12 protein-coding genes are annotated in these 12,685 nt (G+C 73.6%); 4 read left to right on the plus strand and 8 right to left on the minus strand.

Annotation, left to right across the window (positions count from 1 at the left end):
• Positions 1–105 precede the first annotated feature (105 nt).
• Both BLW86_RS07390 and pssA read left to right on the plus strand, forming a co-directional pair.
• Complete coding sequence (locus BLW86_RS07390; protein WP_093873274.1) at positions 106–762, plus strand: phosphatidylserine decarboxylase; 657 nt, start codon at positions 106–108, stop codon at positions 760–762.
• Positions 755–1,621 (plus strand): CDP-diacylglycerol--serine O-phosphatidyltransferase, encoded by an 867-nt coding sequence (pssA, locus tag BLW86_RS07395; RefSeq protein WP_093873275.1) that lies wholly within the window; start codon positions 755–757, stop codon positions 1,619–1,621. Before BLW86_RS07390 ends, pssA begins: the two co-directional genes overlap by 8 nt.
• 211 nt (positions 1,622–1,832) lie before the next feature.
• On the opposite strand, the gene BLW86_RS44000 is transcribed toward pssA, so the two are convergent.
• Together BLW86_RS44000 and BLW86_RS07405 are read right to left on the minus strand one after the other, a co-directional pair.
• Positions 1,833–2,834 carry a GNAT family N-acetyltransferase gene (locus tag BLW86_RS44000; RefSeq protein WP_093873276.1) on the minus strand — a complete coding sequence of 334 codons (1,002 nt, stop codon included), beginning with the start codon at positions 2,832–2,834 and terminating at the stop codon, positions 1,833–1,835.
• Between the two features lie 382 nt (positions 2,835–3,216).
• Positions 3,217–4,368, minus strand: coding sequence for a glycerate kinase (locus BLW86_RS07405; RefSeq protein WP_093873277.1), 1,152 nt, complete (start codon positions 4,366–4,368; stop codon positions 3,217–3,219).
• A 112-nt stretch (positions 4,369–4,480) separates the two neighbouring features.
• Between BLW86_RS07405 and BLW86_RS07410 the strand changes: the two genes are divergently transcribed.
• Positions 4,481–6,184, plus strand: a complete 1,704-nt coding sequence (locus BLW86_RS07410; protein ID WP_093873278.1) for a BCCT family transporter — start codon at positions 4,481–4,483, stop codon at positions 6,182–6,184.
• Between the two features lie 43 nt (positions 6,185–6,227).
• Positions 6,228–7,295, plus strand: coding sequence for an ADP-ribosylglycohydrolase family protein (locus tag BLW86_RS07415; protein WP_093873279.1), 1,068 nt, complete (start codon positions 6,228–6,230; stop codon positions 7,293–7,295).
• Between the two features lie 152 nt (positions 7,296–7,447).
• Here the strand turns inward: BLW86_RS07415 and BLW86_RS07420 are convergent, their stop codons facing one another.
• The 6 genes from BLW86_RS07420 to BLW86_RS07445 form a co-directional block, all read right to left on the minus strand.
• Positions 7,448–7,651 (minus strand): type II toxin-antitoxin system VapB family antitoxin, encoded by a 204-nt coding sequence (locus BLW86_RS07420; protein WP_093873280.1) that lies wholly within the window; start codon positions 7,649–7,651, stop codon positions 7,448–7,450.
• 21 nt (positions 7,652–7,672) lie between these two features.
• Positions 7,673–8,173, minus strand: a complete 501-nt coding sequence (locus BLW86_RS07425) for a methylated-DNA--[protein]-cysteine S-methyltransferase (RefSeq protein ID WP_093873281.1) — start codon at positions 8,171–8,173, stop codon at positions 7,673–7,675.
• Between the two features lie 13 nt (positions 8,174–8,186).
• Positions 8,187–9,665 (minus strand): AlkA N-terminal domain-containing protein, encoded by a 1,479-nt coding sequence (locus BLW86_RS07430; RefSeq protein WP_093873282.1) that lies wholly within the window; start codon positions 9,663–9,665, stop codon positions 8,187–8,189.
• A gap of 76 nt (positions 9,666–9,741) precedes the next feature.
• On the minus strand, positions 9,742–10,506 hold the full coding sequence (locus tag BLW86_RS07435) for a metallophosphoesterase (RefSeq protein WP_093873283.1): 765 nt from the start codon (positions 10,504–10,506) through the stop codon (positions 9,742–9,744).
• Between the two features lie 113 nt (positions 10,507–10,619).
• The gene (locus tag BLW86_RS07440; RefSeq protein WP_030694474.1) at positions 10,620–11,240 is read right to left on the minus strand and encodes an L-threonylcarbamoyladenylate synthase; all 621 of its coding nucleotides are present in this window, start codon (positions 11,238–11,240) and stop codon (positions 10,620–10,622) included.
• Between the two features lie 9 nt (positions 11,241–11,249).
• Positions 11,250–12,653 (minus strand): phytoene desaturase family protein, encoded by a 1,404-nt coding sequence (locus BLW86_RS07445; protein ID WP_093878548.1) that lies wholly within the window; start codon positions 12,651–12,653, stop codon positions 11,250–11,252.
• Positions 12,654–12,685 lie beyond the last annotated feature (32 nt).

Raw genomic sequence — 12,685 nt, forward strand, 5'->3', positions numbered from 1 at the left:
GACTCGGTTCCTGGCTTGCCCAGTTGCGCCCCGCAACCGATAGCATCGCCGGAAAGCCGCCGTCCCCCGTTGCCAGTGCGGCATCATCCGCTACGAAGGTCATCCATGCCCGACAGTCGAACCTCTGCACATCGCGACAGCCTCAAGGGCGCGCGCATCGCACGCGGAGCATCGCCGTGGCTTCTGCCGACCCTCGCCACCGCGGCGCTCAGCCTCGTGCGCGCGCGCAAGTCGAGGCGTGCCGCGGCCATCGCCGTGCCGACCACCGCTCTCGCGGCCGGCATGCTGTGGTTCTTCCGCGACCCGGAGCGCGAGATCGCTCAGGGCCGGGTCATCTCCCCCGCCGACGGTGTGGTGCAGAGCATCATGCCGTGGAAGGACGGACGCACCCGGGTCGCCATCTTCATGAGCCCGCTGAACGTCCACGTCAACCGCGCGCCGCTGGCCGGCACGGTGACGTCCGTGGAGCACGTCCCCGGTGGGTTCGTCCCGGCGTTCAACAAGGAGAGCGAGAACAACGAGCGCGTTGTCTGGCACTTCGACACCGAGCTCGGTGACATCGAGATGGTGCAGATCGCCGGCGCCGTCGCCCGACGGATCGTGCCGTACATCCCGCAGGGGACGAAGGTCGAGCAGGGTGACCGCATCGGTCTGATCCGGTTCGGCTCGCGCGTCGACATCTACCTCCCCGAAGGTGTCGAGGTCGCGGTCGAGGTCGGCCAGGTCACCACCGCGGGGGTGACTCGCATTGACCGTGATTGATCCCGACACACGGGCCGCCGACTGGGCCGCCGACGCCGAGGCGGAGGCGGTCGAGGACACCGAGGAGATGCCGCTGTCGCTGAGGCTGTCCATAGCGGACGCCCTCACGCTCGGTAACGCCACGTGCGGCTTCATGGCGGTGTACTTCACCACCACCGGCATCCTCATCCCGCACCTCACCGGCAGCAGCGAGACCGGCATGGCGCGCAACAGCGCCGCCACCGCCGTGATCCTGATGCTGGCCGCGGCGATCTTCGACCTCTTCGACGGCATCGTGGCGCGCAAGCTCCGCAGCTCGCCGATGGGCGCCGAGCTCGACAACCTGTCGGACCTGATCAGCTTCGGTCTGGCCCCGGCCTACTTCGTGCTCGTGTACGGAATGGTCGCGGACGACGCGCAGCAGAAGGTCTCGGCCGTGGCCGCGATCGTGGTGCTGCTGGCCGTGGTGCTGAGGCTCGCGAGATTCTCGTGCGTGACGATGAAGGACGGCATGTTCCAGGGCATGCCGAGCCCCTTCGGCGCGCTGACGGTCGTCTCGATCGTGCTGCTCGAGCTGCCCTTCATCCCGACGCTGCTCGCGATCATCGGAGTGGCGTGGCTGATGGTCAGCCGGGTCGAGTACCCGAAGCCCCGGGGTGTCCTCGCGGTGGCGATGCTCAGCTGGATCGTCGGTGCGATGGCCATGCTGGCGGCCTGGGCGTTCGACGCGCCGGGCGGGGCGTTCCTGCTCCAGACCGGCTGCGCGCTCCAGGTGGTGCTGGGCGCCGTGATCCCCCTCTTCGCGACGGCCCGCCGGGTGAACACCTTCCGCGACAACCGGCGTGAGAGCCGGGAGGCGCGGGCGGCGCAGCTGCCGTAGCGGACGGCGTACGAAGGGCCCGGGAGGCGAATCGCCTCCCGGGCCCTTTCGCGTGCCCTGGGGAATGTCTCGTCGATCAGGCCGGATCAGGGAGCGGCGTCCGGTGCCTGGGGTCCCCCAGGCCCCCCAGGGCCGAGGGGACGGATCGCAAGGCGGAGGAGGGGGTCGACGCGGAGCGTCGGCGGCCGACGACGACGCGGCGAGGCGCCCCCTAGCCGAGGCGCTTGTAGTAGAGCGTGGTGGGGCGGAGGGCGCCGGCCGGGTCGGCGGCGAAGTCCGGGATGGTCCCGGCGGCGGTCCAGCCCGCTCCCCGGTAGAGGCGCTCGGCCGGGCTGCCGGTCTGGGTGTCCAGGACCAGCAGCCCGAGGCCGGTGGCGGCGGCGTGCGCCTCGGCCGTGGCGAGGAGGCGCTGCCCGAGGCCCCGGCCGCGGGCCGAGCTGTGGACGAGGAGCCGGGCGATCTCGCCGCGGTGCCGGCCGTTGGCCGTGCCGGCACGGACGAGGGTGACGACACCCGTCAGCCGCCCGTCGGGGGCGTGGGCCGCCCAGACGTCCCGCACGCCTCTCGCGGCCTCCTCGGCGACCCCGGACCACCAGGCGGCCGCCTCGGCGGCCTCCAGGGGCGCCAGGAAGCCCACGGACGCCCCGCCGTCGACCGCGTCGACGAGGAGCGCGGCGAGCCCGGCCGGGGCGTGGGCCCGTACGGCGTCGGGGTCGAGGCGCTCGATGACATCGAGCCGCCGCTCCAGGCAGAGGAGGTCGGGACGGTCGTCCCAGGAGGCGACGGCCCCGAAACCGAGGCCCCGGTAGAGGGCGAGCGGCTCCTCCCGCCAGTTCCAGACCGTGAGGCGTACGGCGGGGGCTCCGGCGGCCGCCGCCCGGCGCAGGGCCTCGGCCATGAGCGCCTTCGCGATCCCCTTCCTGCGGGCCTCGGGCGCGACCCAGAGCCGCTTGATCTCGGGCACGCGGCCCTCCCGGGGGGCCTTGAGGACCACGCAGCCGGCCGGCCCGTCGGAGCCGGGCGGGGTGGCGAGCAGGACGGTGTCGGCCGCGAACGCGACGGCCGGGTCCTCGGCCTCGGCGCGGTACCCGGCCGGAAGCTCGGCCGCCGTCGCGACGGCGGCGCCCTTCTCGGCCTGGTTCACGAGGTGGTAGGCGGTGAGCAGGGCGGGGAGGTGGGGGTGGGAGCGGTTCTCCTCGATACGTGCGGTCATGGACGGAGCTTCACACCACCGTGTTTCCGGAAGATGACGCCCCGAACCACCCCACGTCTGATGGGGCGGTGCCCCCGCCCCCGCCCGTGTGGGCATGCGTTCCGCCGGGGCGGAACGGGTGGGCACACGGGACGGCGCGCTGAGCGGCGCCTCCGCGTTCCGGGCCTGGACCCGCACCACGTTGTGCGGCTCGCACCCGCTGCGGGTCCAGGCGCGGGAGCCTAGGCCCGGCAAGGGGCGCCGTTCCGTTGTGCCCACCCGTTCCGCCCCAGCGGAACGACTGCCCACAACGGGGGTGGGCAGGGGTGGGTGGGCACCGCCCCGGCGGAATGATTGCCCACAACGGGGGCACGGGGTGGGTGCCGCCCCGGCGGTGTGGGGGCTATCTCAGGAAGTCGCGGGCGATGTCGGACGCCACCGTTTCCAGCAGCGGCCCCGCGTTCGCGATGCACTTCGCCGTGTCCGGTTCCAGGTCCGTGAGCGGGTACGCGCGGCGGATCCCGGCGGTGCCCAGGGCCTCGGGCGGCAGGGCGAGGCGCCCGCAGACCGCGACGACCTCCTTGCCCGCGGCGCGGGCCGCGGCGGCGACCCCGGCCGGGGCCTTGCCGTGGAGGGTCTGCTCGTCGAGGGAGCCCTCGCCGGTGATGACGAGGGTGGCGCGCTCCAGGGCGGGGGCGAAGCCGAGGACCTCCAGCATCAGCTCGATGCCGGGCCGGAAGCTCGCGCCGAGGATGAGCGCGCCGTATCCGATGCCGCCCGCGCCGCCCGCGCCGGGCGCGACGGCGGCCTCGGCGGCCCGGGGGCCGACGGCCTTCTCCAGGACGGTGGCGAAGTGCGCGAGGGCCGCGTCCAGCACCCGGACGTCCTCCGGGGTCGCGCCCTTCTGCGGGCCGTAGACGGCGGGGGCGCCCTTGGGCCCGGTGAGCGGGTTGTCGACGTCGCTCGCGAGGATCAGGTCGACCGAGGCGAAGCGGGGGTCGAGGCCGCTGAGGTCGGCCGTGGCGAGGTCGGCGAGGGGTGCGCCGCCGGGGCCGACGGGCTCGCCGGCCGCGTCGAGGAAACGGGCGCCGAGCGCGGCGAGCATGCCGGCGCCGCCGTCGGTGGTGGCGCTGCCGCCGACGCCGAAGACGAGGGTGGTCGCGCCCGCGTCCAGGGCGGCGCGGAGCAGCTCTCCGGAGCCGTACGTGGTCGCCGTGAGGGGGGCGAACGCACCGGGCGGGAGGAGCTGGAGGCCCGAGGCCTCCGCCATCTCGACGACCGCGGTGGTGCCGCGCAGCGCGAACGCCGCGGTGACCGGCTCGCCGAGCGGGCCCGTCACGCGGACCTCGCGCCGCTCGAAGCCAGCCGCGACGGCCGCCGCGACGGTGCCGTCGCCGCCGTCCGCCACGGGGAGCGTCTCCACCGTGAGCTCCGGGACGACCCGTCGCAGTCCTGCTGTGACCCGCTCCGCGACCTGCACGGCCGTGAGCGAGCCCTTGAACTTGTCGGCCGCCACGAGCACGTGAGCGACCTGAGTTGCTGCCCCGTCCGTCACCTTGCATCCCTTGCTTTCGAACGTGCAGTCGCGCCGAGGCAGACCCTATCCGTACGGCCAGACGGCGTGCCACCCCCTGATAAGGCGATATTCCGCACCATAGTGGGGTCACATGAGCACGGAAAAGATCGTTCCTGACGACAGGCCCGACGGCAAGGTCATCGGGATCGGGGTCGCGGCCGTGGTCGCGGTCGTCTGCTGGGCGGCGCTGGGCGAGGACTCGTTCGACAGCGCGTCCTCCTCCGCCCTGAAGTGGGTGCTGTCGAATTTCGCCTGGCTCTTCGTGGTCGCGGCGGACACCTTCCTGGTGTTGTGCGTGGTGATCGCGCTGAGCCGCTTCGGCCGGATCAGGCTGGGCCCGGACGACTCGGAGCCGGAGTTCACGAATCTGGCGTGGATCGCGATGATGTTCAGCGCCGGAATGGGCATCGGTCTGATGTTCTACGGGGTCGGGGAGCCGTTGACGCATTTCCTGAACCCGCCCCCGGCGACCGGGGTCCCGGCGGGGACGGGTGCGGCGGCCCGGACGGCTCTGGAGTACTCGTTCTTCCACTGGACGCTGACCCCGTGGGCGATCTACGGGATCGCGGGCCTCGCGCTCGCGTACGCGGGCTTCCGCAAGGGGCGGGGGAACCGGCTGAGCTCCGCCTTCGTGCCGCTGATGGGGGCGCGCCGGGCGGATTCCTGGCCGGGCAAGGCGATCGATCTCCTCGCGGTGTTCGCGACGGTGTTCGGCACGGCGACGAGTCTGGGGCTCGGCGCCCTCCAGGTCGCCGAGGGGCTGAACCTGACGATGGACGTGGAGAACTCGACGGCCACGCAGCTGATCGTCATCGTGGCGCTGTCGGCGGCGTTCGTGCTGTCGGCGTTCTCCGGTCTCCACAAGGGCGTGAAGTGGCTGTCCACGCTGAACATCGTCCTCGCGGCCTGTCTGATGCTCTTCGTGTTCCTGCTCGGCCCGACCGTCTACATCCTGGACACCGTCCCGGCCTCCGTCGGCGGCTATCTGCACCAGCTGCTGCCGATGGCCAGTCGTACGGGCGCGTTCACCGACCGCGACTGGCTGGGGGCGTGGACGATCTTCTACTGGGCGTGGTGGCTGTCCTGGGCGCCGTTCGTCGGCACCTTCATCGCCCGGATCTCGCGCGGCCGGACGATCCGGGAGTTCCTGGTGGGGGTGCTCCTCGTGCCGTCGGGGGCGACGGTGGTGTGGTTCTGCGTGATGGGCGGGACCGCGATCCGGCTGGAGTCGACGGGCGCGGCGGACCTGGCGACGGCGGTGAAGGACGGCGCGGAGGCCTCGCTGTTCGCGATGCTGGAGGCGCTGCCGATCGGGACGGTGACGTCGGTCGTCGCGATGCTCCTGGTGATGACGTACTTCATCACGAGCGCGGACTCGGCCTCGCTGGTGATGGGTTCGCTGACGAGCCGCGGCTCGCTCCATCCGCCGACCTGGCTCGTGGTGACCTGGGGCGTCCTGATGGCCGCCGTGGCGGCGGTGCTGCTGGTGGTGGGCGGTCTGAACTCGCTGCAGACGGCGACGATCCTGGTGGCGCTGCCCTTCGTGGTCGTGATGCTGGTGCTGTGCTTCGCGCTCCTGAAGGAGCTGCGGGCGGACCCGGGGGCGGGCCCGGCCCGGCACCAGGCCCTGCACGGGCTGCGGGACGCGGTGCGGACCCTGGTGGGGGAGGCGATGACCGAGCAGGCCGGCGCCCCCCTCCACGACCGGCCCCGGGAGGCGGCGAAGGCCCGTATCGGCGCGGAGCCCCCCGACGGCGCGGTCCGAGGCTCCGGCGCGGAGCCGCCCGGGGACTGAACGCCGACGCGCGCCCGGCCGCCGGATTCGGTACACCGGAGGTATGGGGTTCACGGACGGGGAGCTCGGGGACCGGATCCTGGGCGGCTGGACGGGCCGGATCGCCGGGAACATGCTCGGCAAGCCCGTGGAGCAGGGGGACCACTGGCCCCGGGAGCGCATCGACGCGTATCTGCGGCTGACCGGGGCGCTCCCGCTGACGGACTACCTCCCTCCCCCGCCGCCCGGGGCGGAGGGCTTCGAGCTGCGGCCCGAGTGGGAGCGGTGCGTGCGGGGCGGGATCGACGGCAGCTGCCGGGACGACGACGTCGACTGGTCGGTCCTGGGCCTGCACCTCCTGGAGACGTACGGCTTCGCGTTCACCACCGAGCAGGTCGGCGAGGAGTGGCTGCTGCGGCTGCCGTACCTGCAGACGTTCACGGCGGAGCGGGCCGCCTACCGGAACCTCGCGAACGGGCTGCGGCCGCCGTTGACGGCCACGTACGACAATCCGTACCAGGAGTGGATCGGGGCGCTGATCCGGGCCGACGTCTACGGCTGGACCTGTCCCGGCGATCCGCGCCGGGCCGCCTCGCTGGCCCGCCGGGACGCGGTCCTCTCGCACACGGGGAACGGCGTGTACGGGGCGATGTGGGCGGCGGCGCTGGTCGCGGCGGCCTTCACCGCGCCGGACCTGCGGTCGGCCCTGGAGACGAGTCTGGAGCGGGTGCCGGCGGGCAGTCGGCTCGCCCGGACCGTACGGGGCGCGATCGCGCTGTACGAGGCGGGGCTCGGCTGGTCGGAGGCGCTCACCGAGCTCGCGGGGCGGACGGCGGGCCTCGGCTGGATCCACACCGTCCCGAACGCGGCCGTCCTGACGGCCGGACTCCTGTACGGAGAAGGGGACTTCACCCGGACGATCGCGCTGACCGTCCGCGGCGGCCTGGACACCGACTCCAACGGGGCGACGGCCGGTTCGGTGGCCGGGGTCCGCTGTGGTGCGGCCGCGATCCCGCCGCAGTGGTCGGAGCCCCTGCGGGACCGGGTGCGCAGCGCCGTCTTCGGCTTCGACGGGGTCCGCATCAGCGAACTGGCGGATCGGACCCTGCGGTTGGCCGAGCGGACGGAGTGAGCGCCGGCTCGGGATCGACGGGCCGCTCCAGGGACGAGAGGGCCGCCGCGATGAGCAGCAGAGCGCCGACGCCCAGAGCGAGGACGCCGACGAGGGCCCAGAAGCACCCGCCCAGGAGCAGGCGGGTGCGCCGGTCGGAGGTCTCCGGCACCTCAGCCCTGCGGGGGTTCCGGCGGGACGATCTCGCCGGTGCGCTGCGGTTCGTCCCGGCTGACGGCCCGGGCCTCGGTGCGGTGGCCGCGGGCGATGTAGTCGCGGACCACCGCCTCGACGGCGTCCTGGGGGTTGCCGATGCCTGCCAGGACCATGACTTCCACGACGAGTTCGGCGTCGAGACCGATGTTCACCTTGGCCATGGCGGGAACCTAGCAGCCCGCTCAGAAGAGGGCCTCCGGTGCCTCCGCGCCCGACTCGAAGGCGAGCAGTCGCTGCTTGCGGTCCAAACCGCCCCCGTAGCCGGTGAGACCGCCGCCCGCACCGATCACCCGGTGGCAGGGGACGATGATGCTGACGGGGTTCTTGCCGTTGGCGAGGCCCACGGCGCGGGAGGCGCCGGGACTGCCGAGCTCCTCGGCGAGTTCGCCGTACGTCCGGGTCTCCCCGTACGGGATGCGAAGCAGCTGCTCCCAGACCCGCAGCTGGAACGGGGTGCCGATCAGGTTCAACGGCAGGTCGAACGCGGTGAGTTCGCCCGCGAAGTAGGCGTCGAGCTGGCGGATCGCCTCGCCGAAGGGCCGCGGGTCGGGCTCGCCGAAGGTCTCCTCGGGCGGGCGGTGGCGCTGGCCGGTCATGTGGACGCGGCTGAGGACGCCGTCGACGGCCACGAGCGTCAGCGGCTCGTACGGGCTGTCGACGACGGTGTGTCGGATGGCGGGCATGGGGCGGAGTCCTTTACGCGGGCAGGTGGTTGATCGGGTGGTCGTCGGTCGCCCAGAGGTACTGGACGGCGTAGGCACGCCAGGGACGCCAGTGCGCGGCGCGGGCGGTGAGCGCGGCCGGGGTGCCGGGCAGGCCGAGTCCCTCGGCCGCGCGGCGCACGCCGAGGTCGCCGGGGAGGAAGGCGTCGGGGTCGCCGAGGGCCCGCATGGCGATGATCTCGGTGGTCCAGGGTCCGAAGCCGGGCAGGGCGAGCAGCCGGGCGCGGGCCTCCTCGCGGTCGTCGGCGGGGCCGAGCGGGAGCGAGCCGTCGGCGAGGGCCCGGACGAGGGTGAGGAGGGTGGTGCGGCGGCTGCGCGGCAGGGCGAGGCTCTCGGGGTCGAGAACGGCGAGCGCCTCGGGGTCCGGGAAGAGGTGGGTCAGTCCGCCCTCGGGGTCCTCGATCGGGACGCCGTGCGCGGTGACCAGGCGGGCGGCGTGGGTGCGGGCGGCGGCGGTGGACACCTGCTGGCCGAGGACGGCCCGTACGGCGAACTCGGCGGGGTCGACGGTCCCGGGGACGCGGCGGCCGGGTGCCTTGTCGACGAGCGGGGCGAGCAGCGGGTCGGTGCGGAGCCGCTCGTCGACGGCGACGGGGTCGGCGTCGAGGTCGAGGAGCCGGCGGCAGCGGCTGATGGCGTGGGTGAGGTCGCGCGGGTCGGTGAGGAAGAGGCGGCAGGCGATGTGGTCGGCGCGGGGGGCGAGGGTGACGATGCCGTGGCCGTACGGGAGGTTCAGCGTCCGCCGGTAGGCGCCGTCGCGCCACTCCTCCACGCCGGGGACGGCGGTCGCGGCGAGGTGGCCGAAGAGGTTGGAGGGTTCGAGGGGGGCGCGGAACGGCAGCCGGAGGCCGAAGACGCCGGGGGTCGCGGTCGCCCGGACCGGCGACCGGCGGGCCGCGCGGGCGCGGAGCTCGCCGGGGGTGAGGGCGAAGACCTCGCGGACGGTGTCGTTGAAGGTGCGGATGGAGGAGAAGCCGGCCGCGAAGGCGATCTCGCCGAAGGCCATCGGGGTGGTCTCGATGAGCAGCCGGGCGGTCTGGGCGCGCTGGGCGCGGGCCAGGGCGAGCGGTCCGGCACCCAGTTCGGCGAGGAGCTGGCGTTCGATCTGGCGGGTGGACCAGCCGAGCCGGCGGGCGAGTCCGGGGACGCCCTCCCGGTCGACGACGCCGTCCTGGATGAGCCGTACGGCACGGGCGACGGCGTCGGCCCGGACGTTCCACTGGGGCGAGCCGGGGCTGGTGTCGGGCCGGCACCGCTTGCAGGCCCGGTAGCCGGCGCGCTGGCAGGAGGCGGCGCTGGGGTGGAACTCCATGTTCTCGGGCTTGGGCGGGACGGCCGGGCAGCTGGGCCGGCAGTAGATCCGGGTGGTGCGGACGGCGGTGAAGAACACGCCGTCGAAGCGCGCCTCCTTGGACTGGACGGCCCGCACGCAGCGCTCGGTGTCGGTGTGCATGGTTCCAGGATCGGGGACGGACGGCTCGCGGGCTGGCGAGAAAACGACATGGACGTCCGTCCCCGTCCCTGCCGCCTCAGACGGTGACGGTCCGGTAGTGGGTGGTCAGTCGGCCGTCCTCGCCGAGGACGTGGAAGGCGAGGGCGGGCGGCAGGTCGAGATGGACGTGCGGGTTCTCGGGGCTCGGGTTCTCCCAGGGCAGCCGGAGGGCGGAGCCGACGCCGGGCGCGACGAGCAGCGGGCGCCCGGCGAAGGTCGTGGCGGCCGCCGTGTGGGCGTGGCCCGCGAGGAAGGCCGTCAGGTGGGGGTGGCGGTCGGCGAGCGCGGCGAGCCGCTCCTCGCCGAACTGCCGGATCCCGTCCACGTACGGGGTGTGCAGCGGGACCGGCGGGTGGTGGAAGGCGACCAGGACGGGCACGTCGTGCGGGGTGCCGGCGAGGACGCCGTCGAGCCACTCGATCGTCTCGTCCTCCAGGAGGCCCTGGTCCTCGCCGGGCACCGAGGAGTCGCAGAGGGCGATGACGAAACCCTCGCCCCTCAGCACCTGGTTGACGGGGGCGTGGGGTCGTGCCGTCGCCTCCTCCTGGAGGAGGCCCTTGCGGAAGGCGGCGCGGTCGTCGTGGTTGCCGGGGCAGACGAGCAGCGGGTGACGGGAGGTCAGCAGCTCCCGCGCCACCGCGTACTCGGCCGGGGTCGCGTGGTCGGCGATGTCACCGGTGACGAGGACGGCCGCCAGGTCGTACGGCAGCTCCTCCAGGTAGCGCAGGACGGCGCGGGTCCGGTCCGCGCTGCGCTGCTCCTCGTCGATGTGGACGTCGCTGACGTGGGCGATGACGATCATGCGGGTCGGACCTCCGTGGGTGCGTGTGAACGGACGTTCACACGCGACCGTACGATGATCATGACTGGGCGGGAAGGGCCGCTTCGGGACCGGTGGACCGCTCTTCGGGCCGTCTACTCGAAGCGGGTGGTGTCCCCCGCGCCGCGACGGACGATCTCGGGCTCGCCGCTGGAGAAGTCGACGACGGTGGTGGGTTCGGTGCCGCACTCGCCGGAGTCGAGCACCGCGTCCACCTGGTGGTCGAGCCGCTCCTTGATCTCCCAGCCCTGGGTGAGGGGTTCGGCCTCGTCGGGCAGGAGCAGGGTGCTGGAGAGCAGCGGCTCGCCGAGTTCGGCCAGGAGGGCCTGGGTGACGACGTGGTCGGGGATGCGGACGCCGACCGTCTTCTTCTTGGGGTGCAGCAGCTGGCGGGGCACCTCCTTGGTGCCCGGCAGGATGAAGGTGTACGCGCCGGGGGTGGACGCCTTGACCGCGCGGAAGACGTCGTTGTCGATGTGCACGAGCTGGCCCAGCTGGGCGAAGTTCGCGCACATCAGCGTGAAGTGGTGCCGGTCGTCGAGGTCGCGGATGGCGCGGATCCGGCTGATGCCGTCACGGCTGCCGATGCGGCTGCCCAGCGCGTAGCAGGAGTCGGTCGGGTACGCGACGAGCGCCCCGTTCCGGATGGAGTCGGCCACCGCGTTGATGGTGCGGGGCTGGGGGTTGTCGGGGTGCACGTCGAAGTACTTGGCCATGGGACCAGTCTATTTTCGCAGGCTCCGCCAGACGGCCTTCGCCGCGTTGTGCCCGGACATGCCGTGCACGCCGGGGCCGGGCGGGGTCGCCGAGGAGCAGAGGAAGACCGCCGGGTGCGGGGTCGCGTAGGGGCGGAGGGACAGCGTGGGGCGCAGCAGGAGCTGGAGGCCGCGGGCGGCGCCGCAGGCGATGTCGCCGCCGATGTAGTTGGCGTTGCGCTCGGCGAGTTCGGGCGGGCCGGCGGTGGCGCGGGCCAGGACGCGGTCGCGGAAGCCGGGGGCGAAGCGCTCGATCTGACGCTCGATCGCCTCGGTGAGGTCGCCGCGCCAGCCGTTGGGCACGTGGCCGTACGCCCAGAAGACGTGCTTGCCCTCGGGGGCGCGGGAGGGGTCGACGAGGCTCGGCTGGGCGGTGATGAGGAAGGGCGCGTCGGGGGCGGTGCCCGAGGAGGCCTCGCGCAGGGCGGTGCCGATCTCGCCGGCGGTGGGGCCGACCTGGACGGTGCCGGCGCGGCGGGCCTCCTCGGCGGTCCAGGGCACGGGCCCGTCGAGCGCGTAGTCGATCTTGAAGGCGGCGGCGCCGTACTTGTAGTGGTCGTAGTGCCCGCCGAAGCCGGCGATCCGGGCCAGGGCGGTGGGCGAGGTGTCGAAGACGTAGGCGCGGGCCGGCGGCAGGTCGTCGAGCCGCTTGACCTCGAAGTCGGTGTGGACGGCGCCGCCGAGGTCCTTGAGGTAGGCGGCGAGGGCGTCGGAGATCGACTGCGAGCCGCCCCGGGGCATCGGCCAGCCACCCGTGTGCGCGGCGAGCGCGAAGACCAGGCCGACGGCGCCGGTGGCGATGCCGTCGAGCGGGGCGATGACATGGGCGACGAGCCCGGCGAAGAGCGCGCGGGCCTTCTCGTCCCGGAACCTTCGCATCAGCCAGGTGGACGGCGGCAGTCCGGCGAGGCCGAAGCGGGCGAGGGTGACCGGGTCGCGGGGCAGCGCGGTGAGCGGCAGCTGCATGAAGTCGCTCACCAGCGTGTCCCACTTGCCGAGGAAGGGGGCGACGAGCCGGCGGTACGTCCCGGCGTCGCGCGGCCCGAAGGAGGCGGCGGTCTCGGCGACGGAACGGGCGAGGACGGCGGCGGTGCCGTCGTCCCAGGGGTGGGCCATGGGCAGTTCGGGGTGGAGCCACTCCAGGCCGTACCGGTCGAGCGGCATCGACTTGAAGACGGGCGAGGCGGCGCCGAGGGGGTGCACGGCGGAGCACGGGTCGTGGCGGAAGCCGGGGAGGGTGAGCTCCTCGGTCCTCGCGCCGCCGCCGACGGTGGACTTGGCCTCGAAGACGGCCACGGAGAGGCCGCGCCGGGCCAGTTCGACGGCGGCCGTCAGTCCGTTGGGTCCCGCCCCCACGACGACGGCATCGAGCATCGACGTCTCGTTCGTCACCTTCGGACTCCTTC

Source organism: Streptomyces sp. TLI_105, assembly GCF_900105415.1.
Classification (GTDB): Bacteria; Actinomycetota; Actinomycetes; order Streptomycetales; family Streptomycetaceae; genus Streptomyces.